At 51.3% G+C, this 20,238-nt stretch carries 18 protein-coding genes and 2 pseudogenes; 11 read left to right on the forward strand and 9 right to left on the reverse strand.

All coding sequences use genetic code 11. The features are described 5' to 3' along the window. The 3 genes from IGR76_06505 to IGR76_06515 all read right to left on the reverse strand — a co-directional run. On the reverse strand, nt 1–327 hold a 327-nt coding region (locus IGR76_06505), incomplete at its 3' end, for an ABC transporter permease (GenBank protein MBF2078166.1). A gap of 15 nt (nt 328–342) precedes the next feature. Beyond that, nucleotides 343–2,346, reverse strand: coding sequence for an ABC transporter ATP-binding protein (locus IGR76_06510; GenBank protein MBF2078167.1), 2,004 nt, complete (start codon nt 2,344–2,346; stop codon nt 343–345). Next, entirely contained in the window at nt 2,343–3,635 is a 1,293-nt protein-coding gene (locus IGR76_06515) for an efflux RND transporter periplasmic adaptor subunit (protein ID MBF2078168.1), read from the reverse strand. Before IGR76_06515 ends, IGR76_06510 begins: the two co-directional genes overlap by 4 nt. A 232-nt stretch (nt 3,636–3,867) precedes the next feature. Between IGR76_06515 and IGR76_06520 the strand changes: the two genes are divergently transcribed. After that, complete coding sequence (locus tag IGR76_06520; protein MBF2078169.1) at nt 3,868–4,473, forward strand: TetR/AcrR family transcriptional regulator; 606 nt, start codon at nt 3,868–3,870, stop codon at nt 4,471–4,473. A gap of 14 nt (nt 4,474–4,487) precedes the next feature. Here IGR76_06520 and IGR76_06525 read toward each other — a convergent pair. The 4 genes and pseudogenes from IGR76_06525 to IGR76_06540 form a co-directional block, all read right to left on the reverse strand. Continuing rightward, nucleotides 4,488–4,562: pseudogene (locus tag IGR76_06525) on the reverse strand (DUF433 domain-containing protein). 32 nt (nt 4,563–4,594) lie between these two features. Further along, entirely contained in the window at nt 4,595–4,801 is a 207-nt protein-coding gene (locus IGR76_06530) for a hypothetical protein (protein MBF2078170.1), read from the reverse strand. A 24-nt stretch (nt 4,802–4,825) separates the two neighbouring features. Continuing rightward, nucleotides 4,826–5,389: a hypothetical protein gene (locus IGR76_06535; protein ID MBF2078171.1), complete on the reverse strand. Its 564-nt coding sequence runs from the start codon at nt 5,387–5,389 to the stop codon at nt 4,826–4,828. 107 nt (nt 5,390–5,496) lie between these two features. Continuing rightward, nucleotides 5,497–5,907, reverse strand: coding sequence for a hypothetical protein (locus tag IGR76_06540; GenBank protein ID MBF2078172.1), 411 nt, complete (start codon nt 5,905–5,907; stop codon nt 5,497–5,499). Between the two features lie 337 nt (nt 5,908–6,244). Here IGR76_06540 and IGR76_06545 point away from each other — a divergent pair, with 337 nt between their 5' ends. The 7 genes and pseudogenes from IGR76_06545 to IGR76_06575 all read left to right on the forward strand — a co-directional run bounded on the left by IGR76_06545 (nt 6,245) and on the right by IGR76_06575 (nt 15,374). After that, on the forward strand, nt 6,245–8,275 hold the full coding sequence (locus tag IGR76_06545; protein MBF2078173.1) for a cation:proton antiporter: 2,031 nt from the start codon (nt 6,245–6,247) through the stop codon (nt 8,273–8,275). Nucleotides 8,276–8,330: 55 nt separating this feature from the next. After that, a complete protein-coding gene (locus IGR76_06550; protein ID MBF2078174.1) occupies nt 8,331–9,236 on the forward strand; it encodes an alpha/beta hydrolase in 906 nt (301 codons plus the stop codon). Between the two features lie 835 nt (nt 9,237–10,071). Next, nucleotides 10,072–11,430 carry a type III glutamate--ammonia ligase gene (glnT, locus tag IGR76_06555; GenBank protein MBF2078175.1) on the forward strand — a complete coding sequence of 453 codons (1,359 nt, stop codon included), beginning with the start codon at nt 10,072–10,074 and terminating at the stop codon, nt 11,428–11,430. Between the two features lie 78 nt (nt 11,431–11,508). After that, nucleotides 11,509–12,375 (forward strand): annotated as a pseudogene (locus tag IGR76_06560) (ABC transporter permease). 198 nt (nt 12,376–12,573) lie between these two features. Next, nucleotides 12,574–13,329 carry a hypothetical protein gene (locus IGR76_06565; GenBank protein ID MBF2078176.1) on the forward strand — a complete coding sequence of 252 codons (756 nt, stop codon included), beginning with the start codon at nt 12,574–12,576 and terminating at the stop codon, nt 13,327–13,329. Between the two features lie 155 nt (nt 13,330–13,484). Beyond that, nucleotides 13,485–13,904, forward strand: coding sequence for a hypothetical protein (locus IGR76_06570; protein ID MBF2078177.1), 420 nt, complete (start codon nt 13,485–13,487; stop codon nt 13,902–13,904). 63 nt (nt 13,905–13,967) lie between these two features. Continuing rightward, nucleotides 13,968–15,374 (forward strand): abortive infection protein, encoded by a 1,407-nt coding sequence (locus IGR76_06575; protein MBF2078178.1) that lies wholly within the window; start codon nt 13,968–13,970, stop codon nt 15,372–15,374. Between the two features lie 84 nt (nt 15,375–15,458). Here IGR76_06575 and IGR76_06580 read toward each other — a convergent pair whose 3' ends face one another. After that, a complete protein-coding gene (locus IGR76_06580) occupies nt 15,459–16,694 on the reverse strand; it encodes an LL-diaminopimelate aminotransferase (protein MBF2078179.1) in 1,236 nt (411 codons plus the stop codon). A gap of 138 nt (nt 16,695–16,832) precedes the next feature. On the opposite strand from IGR76_06580, the gene IGR76_06585 reads away from it, so the two are divergent. The 3 genes from IGR76_06585 (at nt 16,833) to IGR76_06595 (ending at nt 19,017) form a co-directional block, all read left to right on the forward strand. Then, nucleotides 16,833–17,060 (forward strand): hypothetical protein, encoded by a 228-nt coding sequence (locus tag IGR76_06585; GenBank protein ID MBF2078180.1) that lies wholly within the window; start codon nt 16,833–16,835, stop codon nt 17,058–17,060. 582 nt (nt 17,061–17,642) lie between these two features. Further along, nucleotides 17,643–18,302 (forward strand): amino acid ABC transporter permease, encoded by a 660-nt coding sequence (locus IGR76_06590; protein ID MBF2078181.1) that lies wholly within the window; start codon nt 17,643–17,645, stop codon nt 18,300–18,302. Beyond that, entirely contained in the window at nt 18,295–19,017 is a 723-nt protein-coding gene (locus IGR76_06595) for an amino acid ABC transporter ATP-binding protein (GenBank protein ID MBF2078182.1), read from the forward strand. The genes IGR76_06590 and IGR76_06595 overlap by 8 nt, the downstream gene beginning before the upstream one ends. A 3-nt stretch (nt 19,018–19,020) precedes the next feature. Here IGR76_06595 and cofG read toward each other — a convergent pair whose 3' ends face one another. Further along, nucleotides 19,021–19,989 (reverse strand): 7,8-didemethyl-8-hydroxy-5-deazariboflavin synthase subunit CofG, encoded by a 969-nt coding sequence (cofG, locus tag IGR76_06600; protein ID MBF2078183.1) that lies wholly within the window; start codon nt 19,987–19,989, stop codon nt 19,021–19,023. Between the last annotated feature and the right edge of the window lie 249 nt (nt 19,990–20,238).

The following is a 20,238-nucleotide window of genomic DNA, read 5'->3' on the forward strand; positions in this document are numbered from 1 at the left end:
GTTCTCTTTAATCGACTGGGAAAAATCGGGCGGAATCACCACCGTAGCCTTGGCGATATCCCGATCAATGCCTAGAGTTGGATCGTTGTCGCGCAAGGGCGCAGGGACAAATTGATTACTGGCAAAGATCCGCTCGACATAGCTGCGGCTGAGGTAGGTGTTGTCAAAATCCTGAATACTGAGGGGAATATTTTTAGACTCTAGCCGGATCGCGTATCCGTAGATCAGCAGCACCACTAGGGGCAGAACAAAGGCGAGGGCGACCGTTAGGCGATCGCGCCGAAACTGAGCCAGTTCTTTTACACATTGCGAGATCACCCGTTTCATAGAACTCCATCCCCCTCACGATCGGTGGGCACGCTGAACGATCCCAATAAAGGCATCTTCCAGCGAGAAAGCGATCGGTTGGACGGAACGCACCGAAATCTGGGCATCTTGGAGTCGGTGTTGTAGCGGTGGCCACTCCCGATCAGCGTCATCGAGAACAACATGGAGGCGATCGCCAAAAATAGCCACGCGCCAATGTTCTAGATCCTGTTTCAAGAGAGTTGATGCGTCTTGGATCGGATCTGCCCTGACGTCTAGCAACTGTCCTGGTTGATTCGCCTTAATCTCGCTCGGACTTCCCTGGGCGACGACCTCGCCCGCCACCATAAATCCCATCGAGTTGCAGTTTTCGGCTTCTTCGAGATAGTGGGTTGTAACCAAAATTGCCGTTCCGTGTCGGGCAAAATCGCGAATCAATCGCCAAAACTGACGCCGCGCCAAGGGATCAACCCCAGAGGTCGGCTCGTCTAGAAAGAGAATATCGGGTTCATGCATCACCGACGCCCCAAACGCGACCCGCTGCTTCCAACCTCCCGGCAATCGTCCGGTTAACTGATGCTCTCGTCCCGCTAAGCCGCAGGTTTCTAGCACCCAGTCTATTTTTTCTCGTTGGAGCCGCTTTGGAACTCCATAGACCCCGCAGTAAAACGATAGATTTTGGAGAATGGTGAGATCATCGTAGAGGGTAAATTTTTGGCTCATGTAGCCAATGCGCGATCGCACTTCGGCTCGGTTTAGGTTTGCCGTTTCTCCCGCTAATTCCATATAGCCAGCGCTCGCAGGTAGAAGCCCACAGAGCATTTTGATCGTGGTGGTTTTGCCTGCCCCATTCGCACCCAGTAGACCGTAGATTTCGCCATAGTGCACGGTCAGATCCACCCCCTTGACCGCCTGAAACGAACCAAAGTTCTTTTGCAGTCCTTGGGCAGCGATCGCCACCTTCCCTGTCTCCTGCCCCGAACGATAGGTCGGAAAGTCCAGATAGGGTGGATCCGATCCCTGTTGCCGCAGACGACTGACAAAGACATTCTCTAAGGTCGGTGCATCTCGACGAATGGCGTCTATCGGAAGCTGGTGCTGACTCAGCAACTTTCGCACCTGCCGTTCTCCCACCTCCGCATCGGTGACGAGGATATCCAGGCGATCGCCAAAGGTCTGAATATCGGCGATCGCGGATGGAGAGTCTCCGTTCTCTTTGGTATCGACTTGCGAGCAGCTTAGGGGAAAGGTTCGACATAATTCCCCGCTCAACACCTGCTCCGCCTGAAATACATCCGTTGTCCACAGTTCTAATCGCTGTAATCCTAGCTCCTCCCGTAGCGTTGCCAGGGTGCCGATCTGCTGAATTTCACCATCGTAGATCAGGGCAATACGGTTACAGCGCTCGGCTTCATCTAGGTACGGCGTTGCCACCACCACCGTCACCCCTTCAGAGGCCACCGCTGCCAACAGATCCCAAAACTCTCGCCGCGACACCGGATCAACCCCCGTGGTGGGTTCATCCAACAACAGCACCGCTGGAGTTGCAATCAACGCACAGCAGAGGGCTAGTTTTTGCTTCATCCCCCCGGAAAGCTGTCCCGCAAGGCGATCGCCAAAGGAAGATAGATCCATCCGTTGCAATAATTCCGCCGATCGTTGAGCAAAGCGCTCATCGGACACGTTCCGCAGTCCGGCTGCGTAGCGCAGATTTTCCAGCACGCTCAGATCCAGGTACAGAGAGAACTTTTGGGTGAGATAGCCCAAATTTAACCGCGCCTCACGGGGAGGCTTACCCAAAACCGTGACCTGCCCAGCAGTGGCCTCCATCACCCCAGCCAGGATTTGAAACGTCGTAGTTTTGCCTGCACCATCAGGGCCAATCAGTCCAAAGATCTCCCCCGGATTGACGGTGAAGTCAATGCCCTTCAGAGATGCCAAGGCACCATACTGTTTACGCAGTCCTCGCAGAGCGATCGCTGGCTTCGTATCCAAGACCGTTGCAGCGGCTAGACTCGGCGTGGGCGAGAACGGTATCATCCCTCGTCTCCCTGCTCGCCAGATAACAGAATTTCACCATCTGCAGGCATTCCCGGTTTTGCAAACCCCTCCGGGTTCTCAATGTCTAACCGGAGGCCAAACACCTGCGTCACGCGATCGTTTTGGAAATAGATATTTTCAGGCGTAAACGATGCCTCGGTATCGATGGCAATTACGGTTGCGGCAAGGGGCTGATCCGGGGCAGAGTCCAAAAAGACCTGGGCATCCTGTCCCACCCGCACGTTGCCCACCTCCCCTTCGGGAATATAGCCCCGCAAATAGACATCCTCTAAGTTCACGACCGTCATCACCGTTGTCCCCATAGAAATCACTTCGCCCGGTTCCACCATGCGGGTCACCACAACCCCATCAATGGGACTCACAATTTCGAGATTGGCGAGTCGGGCCGCGACCTCAGCTTGATTGGCGATCGCCCGTTTCTCTTCGGCTTGGGCAGCGGCGAGTTGGGCGTTGGCTTGGTCAAGCTGGGTTTGCAATCGGGCAATCTGCGCCACGCGGATGTCGGGATTCAGTTGGGTTGTTTCCGCTTGGGTCAGCCCGCCTTCTGCCGCCCGTACCTGCCGTTCGGCTGCGGTCACTCCTGCCTGACGCGCTTCTAGGGTTCCCTGTGCCGTTTCATACCGGGTCTGAGCCTGGTCAAATTGCTGTTGGGCGATCGCCCCATCATTCAACAACGACCGGAGGCGATCGCGATCGAGTCGAGCCAGTTCCAGTTCAGACTGGGCTTGCTGCACCTGGGCTTGCGCCTCCGCCAACTGCGCCTGTGCCGTCGCTACCGTCGCCTCAGCCTGACTGACCCGCCCCACCGTATCCCCTTCCGACTGTTGCAGCACAAGCTGAGCTTCCTCAATTTGGCTTTGCACCACCGCAATCTGGCTTTGGGCTTGGCGAACTTGCTGCTGTGCCGCCGCTACACTCGCTTGGGCAGCGGCATACTCGGCCTGCAGCTCATCGTCATCGAGCCGCGCAATCACCTGTCCCGACTGAACGCGATCGCCCTCCCGCACCGCCACCGACTCAATCCGTCCCCCCGACTTCGCCGCCAAATCCGTTTCATAGCCTTCAATCCGTCCGCTGAGACGCAGGGCATGATCGTCCGGATGGTATAGCCATGCCCGAATCCCCCACCCCACCCCAACGACGAGCAGCCCTAGGGGAATTAAAAGACGGAGTTTTTTAAGGGGCGATCGCTTTTGGGGAGCCGATAACGATCCCCCCTTGGACTCGTCTGTAGTGCCTTGCGGAGCAGAAGAAACCGTTTGGGACATGACAATCACCCAAGGTAGATGAAGGAAAGCACAGCGCTGATACCCATCTCTTCAGTTAGAGCTACAGATGCAATGCTGGAATGGATGACGTAGCCATGCACATTCAACTCAAACCTGAGAACTCAAACCTCAAAACTAAGCAAGAGTAACTTAATTATCAGCACACAACACATAAACTATACGGTATAGTATAGCTAATCTGCAATCAAAATTACTCTTAAAAATTTCATCTATGACTCCTACACCAACCGACTCCGCTGCCCTGCTCAAGCGTCGCCAGATTTTGCACGGTGCGCTGGAAATCTTTTTAGAGGAAGGCTATGAGGGAACCAGCATGGATCGGGTGGCAGCGGCGGCAGGGGTTTCCAAAATTACCATCTACAAACATTTCCAAGATAAAGAGGGTCTCTTTACCGCTCTAATTGAACAGATCGCGATCCAGCGGTTTGAAATCATCTTTGGAGCCTTGCCGCTTGATCAAGATCCGGCGATCGTTTTATGGCAAATTGCGGAAAAGCTGCTGAATCTGCTCGCTGTGGATGATGAGTATGTGGCATTTTTGCGGCTCATCATCGGCGAGTCGGGTCGGTTTCCGAAGCTGGCGCAACTCTTTGTGAAGGCGTTACCACAGAAGGTGTGGCATCTCCTCAGCCAGTATTTTGAGACGCATCCAGAGTTAAATATTGCCAATCCAGAGGCAACGGCACGGATCTTTACGGGGACGCTGATTAGCTATGCGATGACCCAACACATTCTCCACGGCCAGGAGATTGCACCGATGGCGGCAGAACCGTTGATCAAAAGTCTGGTGGATTTGGTGGTGAGCCGACGGAGTTGAGGCTTCTGAAGTGCAGCGAATAGGAGGGCGGCGAGAATGTCGTCTCGTTCTAGGTCGTCGTAGTCTTCTAGGATATCTTCTATCGTCGACGTGTTCAAAGAATGGGTATCTCTATGCTAGTTTACGGGGTTGATTCATTGCGCTGGTCGGAAAGCTGGCGGAGGAGATCTTGGGTGAAGGGATGGTCGGAAAGCTGATCGGCTTGGCCTGCGTCTAGAGCAGCTTGCACCATGTCCTTAAAGTTGTTGAATCCAATATGGTTGTAGGGATGGTCTTCGGGCAATCTTTTCTTCAGAATAGAAAGCGCACGAAGATTGAATAGCATCATTGACTGTGCGATCTATATCTACGCTCAGCCAACGTCCGATGAGATCAATGGCAAGCGGTAAATAGCCCAAGCGTCGGCAAAGAGTTTCAGCCGTTGGCGATCCGCATTAATACGCTGCTCGCCTACGTATCGGGACAGCATGGCGATCGCTGACTCTGGCTCTAGCACCTTGAGTTCCAGCGTCGGAATCGGGGTAGGGCTAACAATGCGCAATCGACTGGTCAACAAAAAGCGAAACGATGGAGCATCCTGGGGCAAAAAGGGCGCAACCTGCCGACGGTAATCGGTGACATCGTCGATAATCACCAACGCTTGACGATGGGTTCCGCAGTAGTTTTGCCATTCCTTCCAGCCTGGAGCCACCTGCTGCGTGAGTTCCGGTAAGTGGCGCAAATCGCGATCGCAATAGAACTCAACCTGCATCCAGTTTCGCAACGCTTCTCCAAAATTTGCGGCGGGAAGGTGGATCACGCCGCCTTGGTAGGTATCTTGGTGCGATCGCCCATACTGGAGAGCTAGCTCCGTTTTGCCCACACCTGCCATCCCCATAATCACTGCCATGCCCAGCGAATTATCGGCTTGCAGCAAGTTGTATAGGGCTTGGCGATCGTCTTCCCGCCCGACAAATTGCTCAACTTCGAGGGCATTGAGTCTGTAGGTCAGCCTCTGTCCAAGACTCGATTGACCAGAGGCTCCTACTTTTTTGTGGCTGACTTAATCAGCTTCCGAAACGTTGGGAAATGGGTCTGGAAAAAGTTCTCCAGGTCAATTTCCCCCTCGTAGGAAACGTTCACAAACGGCGGCATCAGGGAAATCGCACTTTTGAGCTTTGCCGAGGTAGGTGTTTCCGGCTCGCTTGGCTTGTTCAGGCTATCCCGAATCTCGCGCAACACCTGAAGCAACGCATCGGGATAGTTAGGGGGTGGAGATGCTTCTAGTTGAGTAACAGAAGTAATGATTTCCGCAACAACGTCTTCCGCCTCTTCTTCGGGAATAGTTAGCTCTTGAACAGAATTAGCTAAGATCTGCCAGTTCTCCGCCTCGTACGTCTTGATCTGGGGGTTAATCTCTAGCTCCAGGAGTTGCCCAAACTTAATTTGATCCAAGCCCGACGCCAGCAATGCTTTTTTTCAAGCTCGGCTTGCTGTTGGCGCAAAATTTTGAGATTCGTTTCAATGACGTTTAAGCGATCGCTCCCCATGATTGCCCTATTTTTACCTTGAACCACATTTCCTTCAGTTTTAGCCTAATTTTTGAGGATTGCAGAACCCCAAGCTCTGCGACTTCTTCTTCAACTCCCAACCAATACGGTGAGGCTGTCCACCAGAAGTCGCAGATCTAAAGCCCCGGGTACCCAAACACCGATAAACTTTCGTAGAGTGAAACAAACCGGACTCAAACGGTTTCCATCACCTTACACATCCATCACCCTTAGAAAAATCTATGGCAGCCGAAGGCGAACTCACCCTCATTGTTGAAATGGTCACCGTGCTCGGAGCCGCCACCGCAGGCGGATACCTTGCCGATCGCTTAGGACAACCCGTCTTACTCGGCTACCTCCTCGGCGGCGTCTTAGTCGGCCCCGCCGGACTCGGATGGGTTAACCTGGCGGGCGATATCCAGGTCTTGTCCGAAATAGGCGTTGCCCTGCTGCTGTTTGCCCTCGGTGTCGAATTCTCCCTCAAAGACCTACTGCGCGTAAAGACGATCGCCCTTGGGGGAGGCACCATGCAAATTTTGCTCACAATGCTGTTGGGAGGGGTTCTGGCCTACAGTACAGGCTGGGTCGCGACCATCCCCAAAGCTGTTTTCCTAGGAGCCGTTCTATCCCTCTCCTCCACAGCCCTTGTCCTTAAAAGTTTGATTGAGCGGAATGAAGTTCAAACCCCCCACGGTCAAATCATGTTGGCGATCTTGATCGTTCAGGATTTGGGGGTGGGGCTGATGTTGGCAATCTTACCAGCCCTCAGCGAACCTCCCGACGTGATCGGTGGCGCGATCGCCTCTGCGGTGCTTAAAGCCTTTTTATTTTTAGGAGTCGCGATCGCCGTTGGCCATTGGGTGATGCCGTGGCTGATCCGGGCGATCGCCAAAAGTGGATCACAGGAGCTCTTTCTCTTAGGCATTGTGTTGCTCTGTCTTGGCATTGCTCTAGTTACGTCCAAGATCGGCTTAGGAATTGAGATGGGCGCATTTGTGGCGGGTCTCATGGTGTCCAACGTCGAGTACGCTGACCACGCCCTGGATCGAGTGTTGCCCATGCGCGATGTTTTTGCAACGCTCTTTTTTGCCTCCATTGGTCTCTTAATCGATCCCGCATTTCTGCTCGAAAATATTTGGGTCTTGGCGGGGTTAGTAGCGATCGCCATGCTGGGGAAAGCCGTCATCGTCACCAGTATTGTGCTGCTCTTTCGCTATCCCTTAAAAACAGCGCTGACGGTTGGAATCGGGATTAGCCAAATTGGAGAATTCTCCTTCGTGTTAGCGGGTGTTGCTCAAATGGAAGGTCTATTTACCGAGCGATTGTATGGGCTAGTTGTGGGAACCACCGCCGCCACCCTGCTGTTGACTCCCTTTTTCATCAAGGCAACTCCCTATTTACTCAACACCATCGAACATATCTCTTTCTTGCAACCCCTGCTCAACCTCAGCAACACAGCCCGTCTAGTGGGGGAAGAAGAGGCGTTAACCGATCACGTGGTCGTTGTCGGCTACGGTCGAGTAGGACAAACTCTGGTGCGAATGCTCTATTTTCAGGGCTACAACATCCTGGTGATTGACAACAACGAGGCCACCCTGCAAACACTGCGGGAACGGCAGATCCCCTACCTGTACGGCGATGCCTCCAGTCAATTGCTGCTCGAGAAAGCAAACCTGCACCAGGCCAAAGCCATGGCGATCGCCCTTCCTGATCCGATGGCAACACGGCTCACCCTCAAACGTGCGCTCAGTATTGCTCCCGATATTGACATTACCGTCCGTGCCCACGTCAGCGAAGAAATTGACGTGCTGTATCAACTGGGTGCCCAGGAGGTCGTGCAACCAGAGTTTGAGGCATCGTTGGAAATGGGTGCCCATATGTTGCTGAAGTTGGGCGATACCTCCTACGAGGTGCAGCGAGTCGTCAACCGTTACCGCACCGGGCGCTACCAGGACATTCTGCCCGAACGCGCCGACTACTGGGGAAGAGCCAGTTTGGAAGCCGCGATCGAAGGCTTGGAACATCACTGGTATCCCCTCCCTGAAACATCTCCGCTGTTAGGGAAAAGTCTTGCAGAAACGAACGTGCGTCGGCTGACGGGCGCAACGATTATGGCGATCGAACGCAACAAGCGCTTAATTCAGTACCCCACGGGAGAAACGGTGCTAGAGAGGGGCGATCGCATTCTTGTAGTCGGAAATTCCCGCGAACACCAAGGATTCGAGCAACTTTTACAAGATGGTGCGGGTGCAGCACATCATCCGGAGCCATGATGGTGTAGGGTGGAATCGATCGGATTTTATGTCCTGTTGTGAGGGTTGGACGGTTATGGCGGAATCATTTCAGATCGGTGGGCAAGAGGCGTTGTGTCACGACCCCGGATTTTGGAGTGGGTTTTTCCATAGCTATCGACACCTCAAGATAGAGGGAACTATCAGCGCACCCCGAACGGTTCACGTCTTTCTCCCTCGCGAGTATGACATTAGCCAAGTGCGTTATCCGGTAGTCTATTTCAATGATGGCAATACGCTCTTCTTTCCGGGTGGAGCGTACCACAAGACCTGGAACCTGGGCAGCGTCCTAAATCGACTTTATTTGGCTCAACAAATTCGTAAGCTCATCATCGTTGCGGTAGTTCCTATCAACCGAGATTACGAGTACACCCATGCTCCCGTTTGGGATAGTGAATGGGGCGGGTTAGAGGTCTATTCCACCTATCTTGCCAAAGACCTCAAGGGATTTATTGATCATCAATACCGCACCCTCCCAGAACCAGAAAACACTCTGATTGTAGGCGCATCCCACGGAGGCTTAGCCGCGTTCTATACTGCCGCTTGTCACCCTGATGCCTTTGGCAACGTGGCGGCTCTTTCTCCATCGTTTTGGGTGGGCATGGACTCCGCAATCGAGTGGGCATTTGCCGATCCTAAGGGTCGTTTTTTTGGAGATTTAAGCGACTCGGCGTTGCTCTCTGTTGCTGATCCAACGCTGCGATCGCACCTCCTCAAGATCTATCTGGATTGGGGCTTAGTGCGCGAGGGTGGATCGCACAATGAATGGATTGAAGAACGGGCAACGGTGCGCGGTCGGGAAATGCGAGATTTGCTCACCAACACTTACGGATATCGAGAGGGAGAAAATCTGTTTGTTGTGGAAGATCCTATCGGTGATCACACGGAGGAATCGTGGTCAAGACGAATAGAAGACGTGTTCAAACTATTCTTCAGAGCTTAGCTATCTGCCAAGCCAAAAATTCTCTAGAAGATCTTTAAATGCATCGCTGGCGAATGTCTGACATGGTTTGCAATGCACCTAAACCTATCTGGTAAATGATGATATCTATACCTATCTCAGAGCTGTTGATAAGGCTGTAGATCTCTTGAACGACAGCGATCAAGAAGCATTAGATATTGCAGGTACAAAGTTGGGAGTTTCTGGAGAAGAAGTTAAGGAATAACTACTCGGAGCCAAACTGTTTGATCTTGATGTAAACAAGTCAATCGCGTTTGAAAAGGATAATCCCAATAGCTTGATTGGTAATTTGGAGCTAACTGCAAAAGGTGCCTACGATTTTAAGGTTGTGGACAAAGAGTTAGACGTAAACTCTCTCTATGACGACTCCCTAGTAAAGGGGGCATAACTCGGATACTGCGAGGTTTTCACAGACAGATTGACAATTCCATTCGGATATTTTTAGGAATGGATCAAAGCGTTGTCGATCCCCCTAAATCCCCCTTCTTAAGAGGGACTTCCGAACCAGTTTTTCCCTTAAAAAAGGGGGGTAGGGGAGATTGACTAGTGCTTATTAATGACAACCATTGGTTTTTCTAACGCACTCGACATAAAGATTTCCCCGTGTCCCCGTAATCCCTGAAAACGTCTTATTCCCCCTGATTGACTGACAAAAGTTCCTCTCGTAGGTTGAGTGGAACGAAGTAAACCCAACACCAGCAAAGACTTTGTTGGGTTTCGTTAGTACTCCACCTAATCTACAAAAGAACAAGGGTTTCAAGGGTTTTATCCGTCAACCAGCTTAGTACTCATACTCTCTCCATTCTTAAACCTAACTATGACTGCATCGTTAACTCCGGAATTACAAGCACTCAAACAATCCCTGGTGGAACAGGGTGTGAAGTATGCCCCTGCGAGCTTTGTTGATATTCACGGGATGTGTAAGGCCAAATTAGTGCCGTTATCCCACTTTGATCAAATGATGGCAGGTTCAGAACTGTTTACAGGAGCAGCTCTGGATGGTGTCCCCCAGGATGTCAGCGATGAAGAAGTATCGGCGCGTCCCGATCCGAATTCGGCCACTATCCTGCCGTGGAATCCTGAGATTGTCTGGTTCGCCAGTGATTTGTATCTGCAAGGTCAGCCCTTTGAAGCCTGCTGTCGTGGCATTTTGAAACGGGTATTAGCCGAAGCAGCATCGATGGGTTTTACGTTCAATCTTGGGGTTGAGACAGAGTTTTTCATTCTGAAAGAGGGGAATGGAAAGGCAGTCCCCATCAGCGATCGCGACACCCTGGCAAAACCCTGCTATGACCTACAAGGGCTATTAGATAACTACACCTGGGTCACTGAGATCGTCGAAGCCATGAATGCCCTGGGTTGGGATGTCTATTCCTTCGATCACGAGGATGGTAACGGTCAGTTTGAAACCGATTTCATATATTGTGATGCGCTAAAAATGGCCGATCGCTTCACGTTCTTTCGGCTGATGGTCAAAGAGATTGCCTGCAACCATGGCTTTTTCGCAACCTTTATGCCGAAGCCCTTTGCTAATCGCACGGGCGGCGGTGCTCACTACAACATGTCGTTGGCGGATATTCAAACGGGCAAAAATCTGTTTTATGACCCAGAAGATCCACGCGGCTGCAAGCTTTCTAAGTTGGGCTATCAGTTTATTGCGGGAATCCTGCGCCATGCCCCCGCCATTTGCGCGACTATTGCCCCCACGGTCAATAGCTACAAACGTCTAGTCGCGCGAGGCAGTATGTCTGGTTTTACCTGGGCACCTGTTTACGTGTGCTATGGCAACAACAACCGCACTAATATACTGAGAATTCCGCTAGCCGGGGGACGGGTTGAATGCTGTGCGGCTGATATTTCTAGCAATCTCTATCTAGGGGCGGCGATGATTCTGGCGGCTGGGTTGGAAGGGATTCGGAAAGGACTCGATCCGGGCGACCCCCATACGGAAAATATGTACAACTATTCTCTGGAAGAGTTAGCCGACATGGGCATTCGTTTCCTACCCCGTACCCTGGACGAGGCGATCGCCGCCTTTACGCGTGATCCGTTTATTGAAAAGGTGATGGGTTCTCTCATGTACAAAACCTATGTGGAGTTTAAAACCCAGGAATGGGAAGAGTACCACACCCACGTTTCTGACTGGGAACTTCAGCGCTATCTCAAGTTTTTCTAAGCGTTAGACCTTATCAGGGTGCGATCGCCGTTCACGTCTTACCCCGTTTCACCGCTTTTCATTCCTCACCGAAATCCTATGACATTTTTGAACTCTGCACCTAACATCACCACCTCAACACCTGAACCGCGCCAGTACCGCTACCTGCAACCGTCCACCTTTTGGAGCATTCGCCAAGGATTCCCAAAACGTCTATCTCTGCTGTTGATTGCGTCAGCATTGTTGGTGCCGCTGCTGCTGTGGACGGTGATCAGTGCCCTCCAACTCGTACCTCCCATGTTTCTGCCCTCCCCCATTGCCGTGTTGGGGGCGGGATACACCATGTTCATGGAAAGAACCTTAATTAAAGATGTCCTGGTTAGTAGCCTGCGAGTGCTGGCCGGATTTTTGGTGGCAGCGGTGATTGGCGTACCCATGGGATTGGCAATGGGAACCTTTTACAGCATGGAGAGTCTCTTTGCTCCCATCGTAGGAACCGTTCGCTATATGCCTGTCACGGCGTTCGTGCCGTTGATTGTCATTTGTTTGGGGTTGGGGGAACCGTCCAAACTTCTTACCATCATGCTGGGCGTTGTACTCTACAACGCTATTATGGTGGCCGATGCGGTGAAGTTTATCCCAAGCGAGATGATCAATGTGGCCTACACGCTGGGGGCTAGTCGTCGGGATGTTGTGCTTAAAGTGATTATTCCTGCGACGTTTCCCAGTGTTTTAGATACGTTGCGGGTAAATATTTCAGGAGCCTGGAACTTCCTGGTGATTGCTGAGTGAGTGGCCGCTCAGAATGGTTTGGGATTTCGGATCATGCAGACTCAACGATTTCTACAAACCGAGAAAGTTTTGTTCTGCATTGCCCTGATTGGTCTGATTGGGTTGGTGATTGACTATGGGTTGAAATGGGTTTCTCGGCAACTGACCCCCTGGGCGGATCAAGTGCGCCATTAATACTTGAATGGATACTCCATACAGATCGCTGTGTAGTAATGATGGGATGTATAGTAAGACTTGCTTTCAAAATACAGTGATCTGTTTTTTTCAAGTACTTGATCTATTTTCTCAAGAGTGATACACGATTGGGTGAGTTTCGTGACCAAGATCACTTGTTTCATTCCACTTAACCTCACACAAGTCCGTAAAATCGCTATGAATCAGCCCGGAACATTGCACTACTGGAGCGTTGCGCTAATTGCGATCGCCACCCTTGGGAACACGCCATTTTCCCCAACCGAATCCTTGCTGCAACCTCCAGCCTCCCCAACGCAAAAAAAACCCTCGGCTTCAGAAATTAATTTGCCCCTCCTCAGTCCAGATGCGGCAAGCACATCCAGTCAAGTAACGGGACAAGTCGCCCATTATTTGCTCAACCTAGACGGAATCATCGAAGGACTGGTTCTCACCAACGGTCTGCAAGTGCGGTTTCCTCCCCACATGAGCAGCATGTTAGCCAGTGCCATCAAGCCAGGGGATAGGGTTTCCATTGAAGGGGATGAAGGCGTCCCTAGCGTTTTAGGCCAAGAAATTCGCGCCGATCGCATCACCAACCTCCAGACCAAAGCTGTGGTTACTGAACTACCCCCAGGTGCTACGGGGCCTCAGGTATTGACCACTACAGACTATGCCGAGTTTAACGTTACCGGAACTGCTGATTACTGGTTGGTTGGGTATCACGGTGAAATTCGGGGAATTGTGCTTTCCACAGGGGTTCAAGTCCGCTTTTCGCCTGAACTCACGAATCAGCTTTATGCGATCGCCAAAACGGGTGTAACGGTTGAAGTTGTCGGCTTCGGCAGCAGTAACGATTTTGGGGAGGTCATTGAGGCGACATCTCTGACGGTGGATGGTCAACCCATTGCCCCGGATACGCGGATGCCCCAAACGCGGAGTGCCCTTCCCCAATAGGAATAGGGCGATCGCTCCCAAGCGTTAGAATCAGCTCATTGACTAATCAACTGGATTTGATATCACATCTCAATTGAGAACGCTCAAGCGGTGAAAAGGGGCCAACGGGCACAAGACTGCACTTACCCGATGGCCGTAGTCATCTCCAGCAGACATTGGATATTGTTGCGGGAATTCTGCTGCAAGACTGGGCACGCACCGGGCTCAACCGTGCTGATTTTGTGCGGCCTAGCAATTACGAGCTTTATCTTGAGGCTCCCTTTAATCGTGTTGAGTATTACCCTATCGGCGTACGCCCGAGTTCTGACCTCTATCCGCTAATCGGGAACTGGTTAGGACGATTGATTTTACCGCAGGGAGATGAGCGTATATCCCCTCGCTTTGTCTGGATGGAAATCTACCATGCCCCACCAGCCCATCAATCTCTAGTGGGTCGCACGGTGATGGTGCAATGGGATTCTGATCCAGAGGTACAAGCCTATGGGCAGTTGGTTACGATGGATGTCCATTTTGCTGAGCGGGTGCAAGTGAGCAAACGTCAGGGCGTTGTCCATCTCGATCGCATTAACTACTAGTCAAATGTAGATCCCTTAGAGTCTATTGCGGGTTCCCATCCTATTGATGATGGGACGGTTTTCTTGCCTGACCCCTTAGATGTCGTTGAAGACCAAGATGGACAGTGGACGCTGCGGATTACTAAAGATCCCATTCACATCACTGGACGATATTATGGGCTGGTTCAAATTCTGGAATCTGTCGGGAACGATCGCTTCTGGGTGCGTCACTACAACTGGGATTCGGAGCAATTTGACGGGATAGATGAGATTGTCTATCTTCCCTCAGTACTGCCTAATCGGGATAATATTGACCAGTCCAGCAATCGCGACATTGAGCGATCGCCCCTCAACGAGCAAGGTTGGTATATCTTTGGTGCACTCAACGCCGATGGAGAATTTGTCGTCCAGGCGATCGCCCCCTACCACTTCTTTGATCTCAACCCTGATGTGGTGATTACAGGACAGCGGGAAAGCCTAAGGTACCTTCACACCGACTACTGGAACAATCCTCGCGCCCAAAAGGGAAAGGTCATCACCTCTCTGCTGTTGCCCCACATTGAAGCCTCCGCCACTCCTATTCCTGCCGTAGATGAGATCTGGCAAGAGGGCGATCGCGCCTTACTGATGGAGGTCTATGGTGGCATTGGTGGCAACAAAAAAGAGTTTGCACCCGGGGGAATCTATTTTGGTCATTTTTCCTTCGGCCTTGCCCACGTCATCCGCGAACCCTTGACGGGCAAGTTGCACTTTGACATTGAATATCGCCAAATCTTTACCCATAGTCCCGAAGCGGTGATTGCTGGATTGAACGGATGGACACGGTTCATGGGCGATCGCCAGTATGGTCGAGTCGGGTTTCGACCCGTGGCGGATATCCTGATTAAGTTTCCACCCTTCACCCAAGACTACAACTTTGATGGGGTGATCTTCTCCCCCATGAATCGCCTCATTCGCGAACTGGATGTGATGGCGGCTCGCTATCGGATTGGCGATGGCACAGGCACCACCGCTGTAAGTCCGGTTAACTCCTGTGTTCAAGATTCAACCCAGGCATTATTGACCGCGTTGAATCGGTTGTTTGCCGAGTTTACGGTAAATCCGCTCATGATGAAGTGGCTGCGCGACCATCCCGATTATGAGCAAACCCACCGCTTCCGACTACTCATGGATCTCCTGGCGTCGTTGGAGGCTAATCTCTTGCCGCTAGGAATCGGCCGATCCGATTGGCGCACGGGCGAACTTACCCTCGGACAGTTTGCTGGAGAAACGCCGATGAAAACCCTCGTGGATGCTCTAGCCAGTTGGAATTCCCTCCTACCCCGTCTCGCAAATGACATCATGGCGATGGTTTTCTTGCAGTTAGGCGCGAGTGTGTGGATTATTCGAGCGCATCAAATTGGTGGCGACGATCCGGATATTGAACGGATCGCCCCAGGGGATTTTGGCATCCACCCCCCTCGAATTAAGCGGGCTAGGTTTAATGTCTAGGAGCGATCGCGGAGATCGCAAAGCCAATATAAAAGCGATCGCCCACCATCGTAAATTGAGCGATCGCCCCAAATTGCAAGGTATCTAAACCTTGAATTTCTCGATAATTCGGCGCATCGCCTCTTCCACATTGGCCCGACTATTGAACGCTGAAATTCGGAAGTAGCCTTCCCCAGCCGCACCAAAGCCCGATCCGGGCGTACCGACCACGTTGCAAACTTGCAGCAACTTATCAAAGAAATCCCAGCTTGAGAGTCCGTTGGGCGTTTGCACCCACACATAGGGCGCATTCACACCGCCATACACCTTTAGACCCGCTTCGGTTGGCTTCTCACGAATAATCCGCGCATTTTCCATGTAGAAGCTAATCAGAGCCTTTGTTTGAGCTTGTCCCTCCGGGGAATACACCGCTTCAGCGCCCCGCTGCACAATGTAGGAAACTCCGTTGAATTTTGTGGACTGGCGACGATTCCAGAGTTTCCACAATTCAACATCCGAACCATCAGATGCTTTCGCCGTTAGCTCCTTAGGTACAACGGTCAGCGCACAGCGGGTTCCAGTAAAGCCTGCATTTTTCGAGAAAGAGCGAAACTCGATCGCACAGCGCTTTGCGCCCTCAATTTCAAAAATGGAGTGGGGCAGGCTGGGATCGGAGATAAACGCTTCGTAGGCAGCATCAAAGAAAATGATCGAACCGTGAGTATTGGCGTAATCTACCCAGGCTTTGAGGTGTTCCTTCGTCGCCGTGGCTCCCGTGGGATTGTTGGGGAAGCAAAGATAGATCAAATCCACTTTTTCAGCCGGAATTTCAGCCGTGAAGTTGTTTTCCGCCGTAATGGGTAAGTATACGAGGCCGCCGTATTCGCCATTGTCATTGGCGTCACCTGTATGTCCCGCCATGACGTTGGTATCCACATACACGGGATACACCGGGTCGGTTACGGCGATGGTGTTGTTCTTCCCAAAAATATCCAGGATGTTTCCGGTGTCGCACTTCGAGCCATCCGAAATGAAGATTTCATCGGCGCTAATGTCGCAGCCCCGTGCCTGGAAATCCTGAGCTGCAATCTTGTCGCGCAACCACGCATAGCCCTGCTCTGGCCCATACCCTTTGAAGGTGGCGCGATCGCCCATGTCTTCCACCGCTTTGATCATGGCCGTCCGGCAGGCTTCTGGTAAGGGTTCCGTGACGTCGCCGATGCCGAGTTTAATGATCGCTGCGTTGGGATTCGCCTCTGCAAACGCATTCACCCGTCGCGCAATTTCGGGGAACAGGTAGCCCGCTTTAAGTTTGAGGTAGTTGTCGTTAACTGTTGCCATAGTGATTGGTACTAATGCCGCTAAGAAAGTTTACTGCTAACTGGGGGCAGATGCAGTGTTTCCTCAGTAGAAGCTAGGTTGCAGAATAGCGCTACGATGACCTTGGTCACTACAACCAACCCCGATTTCTAAACCACCATGAGCCTCTCCAAACCTGAAGCCAAGCAACTCCTCGAACGCCTCATCTTCAACGATGACCATCCCCAGGATTGGATTCAAGATGTGTGGGGCCTGAGCCCTACCCTAGGAGATACCGCCGCAAGGCTAGTCGATGTGTTTGATGCGCTCTTGGACTGCTGTTCTGAAGAAAAATTGGATAATCTGCTGCAATCTCTGTATGCCGATCAAATGAATGAGTCTGATTAACGGTACATTCAGGGTCACCTAATAGCAACGGTTGCAAGGGGAGCGATCGCCCTCTTACTCATCATTGCTCCACATCATGCAATGTCAATCTGTACCGCAGTGCATGGACTTAGCGGAGTATTGTGAAGCGCAAATTTGCACAAATCTTAAATTCTACTAAAGCAAACTCTGGTGTTCACGCAAATATCCTCTAAAATCAGCAGTTAACTCTGTCATCACCAAAATGAACGCTAACAGCAAACCTTATGAATTGGTTCTGAAGTGGTTTAGGAATGAGTTGCCCGCCAATAGTCAGCCCTCTAGTTAGCACTGGGTTGCAAGGCAGAGGCAAACAAGGTATCAAGACCCCTGGCTCATGCTCTTGTCTGTTTTCTTACAATTTATCGACTTTAGCCGTAGTAGAATTCCTGCGGTCAAACGACACGTTTTGAGCAACAAAGCTGAACTGGAACGGAACCAAGCTAGCCAAGCATGAAACACAACAATCCTACGCTGCATACAGAGCAATCGTTAGGGGCTGACGGTTTCATCTAAAAATCAAGGACATAACATTTACAGTTTTAAGCGGGAAAGCATAGGAGCATGGATCTCGATTTTGCAAAAATTGTGCCCAATATTCCCTACATCCTAGGCGGTATCTGGGTCACCCTATCATTCACCCTCGTTTCAGCCTTTTTTGGATTCATCTGGGCCACTTTCTTATCCCTTTTTAAGATCTCCAAATTCAAACCCCTCAAGTGGTTTGCAGACTTCTACACTTCCATCTTTCGAGGAACACCGCTGATTTTACAGTTGGCGATCATCTACTTCTCGACGCCCCAGCTCATAGGGTATGCCATTCCCCCCTTTCAAGCAGGTGTAATCACCTTTTCCCTGAACTCCGCCGCCTACGCCTCTGAGACGATTCGGGGCGGTATTATGGCAGTAGATAAAGGTCAGCGAGAGGCAGCCCTGACCATGGGAGTGGGCTATCCCATGATGATGAGGGACATTATTCTGCCCCAAGCCTTTAAGAACATTCTGCCGTCGCTTGTGAACGAAAGTATTGCGCTACTCAAAGATTCGTCCTTGGTGTCTACCGTGGGTGCGCTGGATTTGATGCGGAGAGGTCAAGTTGTAGCCGCAGAAAAGTTTATTTATTTTGAACCCCTCATTTTCGTGGGCTTAATTTATTACGTGATGGTGACAGGACTTACGTTCCTAGCTCAAAAACTTGAAAGGAGTATGCGGAAAAGTGATTAGAGTCGAATTTTTATCAAAATCCTTTGGAAAGCTTGATGTCCTTAAAGACATCTCTACGGAGGTGAAAACGGGGGAAGTGGTCGCCATCATCGGCCCTTCTGGATGCGGTAAGTCAACATTTTTACGCTGCATTAACCTCCTGGAAACCCCAACCCGTGGTCGAATCTATATTAAAGACGATGAGATTACAGCCCCCAAGGCCAATGTTCAAAAAATTCGTCAGAACGCGGGTATGGTGTTCCAGCACTTCAACCTATTTCCCCACATGACCGTGCTGCAAAATATTACCTACGCTCCGATGAAGGTGAAAAACATCTCGAAGGGGAATGCCGAGGAAAAAGCCTACGAGCTTCTCAAAAAGGTAGGGCTGTACGAAAAGGCCGATGTGTATCCGTCTCGGCTATCCGGTGGTCAAAAACAGCGGGTGGCGATCGCCCGGTCTTTGGCGATGGAACCAGAAGTGATGCTGTTTGATGAGCCGACTTCTGCCCTTGACCCCGAAATGGTGAAAGAAGTGCTGCAGGTCATGAAGGATCTTGCCAACACGGGGATTACCATGCTGGTGGTCACCCACGAGATGGGGTTTGCCCGCGAAGTCGCTAACCGGATCTTCTTTCTGGACAGCGGCAAGATTGCGGAAGATGCACCACCGGATGTTTTCTTCTCAACGCCCAAAAGCGATCGTGCCCAGCAATTTTTAGAGAAGGTGCTATGAGCCCTAGGAGGATTGGGCATACTCAAGACGCGATCGCCAATCGCGGACTCGCTGTTGCATTGGCGCTGGTAGCCAGTCGTCATAATGGGCGTATACGGGAAGGCGTGGACGGAGAATCCATCCTTCGATTCCTATGAGTTCTCTAATGCGCTGAGGGGTAGGATGGGGATAGTCCGGGTTGACTTCATCAACAGGCCCAATCCCGCCCAAGTCTCTGACCCCTGCTCTCAAACACGCCAACATCGTTTCTGGCTCGTTTACTAAATTCGGCGGAATCTGAATCGTGACATCCCAAGGCAGGATTTCACGGGCTAAGCGCACCACCTCAGGTAGCCTATGGGACGGGAAGGACGGTGCATCTAGTTCCTGCTGCTGCCCCGGACTATGGGGTTGCAAAATAACTTCCTGGATATGTCCCCATCGGGTATGGGATTGGGCGATCGCCTCTAATGTTTCCTGCCAGTCTGCTTCCGTTTCCCCAATTCCAAGTAGCAGTCCAGTCGTAAAGGGAATTTTTAGCCGACCTGCCCACTCTAGCTGCTGTAACCTAACCTCTGGAATTTTGCTAGGGGCGTGCCGATGTACCGTCTGCATCAGTTTTGAAGTCACTTGCTCCACCATCAGCCCCATTGAGGCATTGACCTGCTTTAACTGAGACAGTTCCTCATAGCTCAGCGGGCCTACATTCGTGTGAGGCAGAAACCCCAGGTCTATGGCTAAGGTACATAGCTTGTAAATGTGCTGAAACCATGCCGCCCGTTGGGAATGACGAGGATGAACTTCACCACTCAAGATGAGAATTTCAATCACCCCCTGCTGTTTGACGGCTTCCAGTAAGGATTGAGCTGCTTCAAGATCGAGCCACTGGCCATTTCCTGGCTCAATCCTAAAGTTGCAGTAACTACAGCGGTTGAAACACTCGTACGTGGGCACTAATGTAAAGCTTGGACTATAGGTAACCAATGACTCCATTGCTGAGTAGGCAGGCTTTCGTTACAAAAGTTTTTATATCTTGAGGCAATACTCTCAAGTCTAAAGCCCTAACGATCCTTCAACAGGAAATCTTTTGTCTCATGTGCTTTACAAAAGTAAATGTATTCACTAATATAGGTATCAAGTTGAGCAGTCACGCTCAACAATCTTAAACACTTGTACATAGTACGAAAGCAATCATGACAACTACCTTACAGAGACGCGAAAGCGCAAATCTGTGGGCGCAGT

The organism is Synechococcales cyanobacterium T60_A2020_003 (assembly GCA_015272205.1).
Classification (GTDB): Bacteria; Cyanobacteriota; Cyanobacteriia; order RECH01; family RECH01; genus JACYMB01.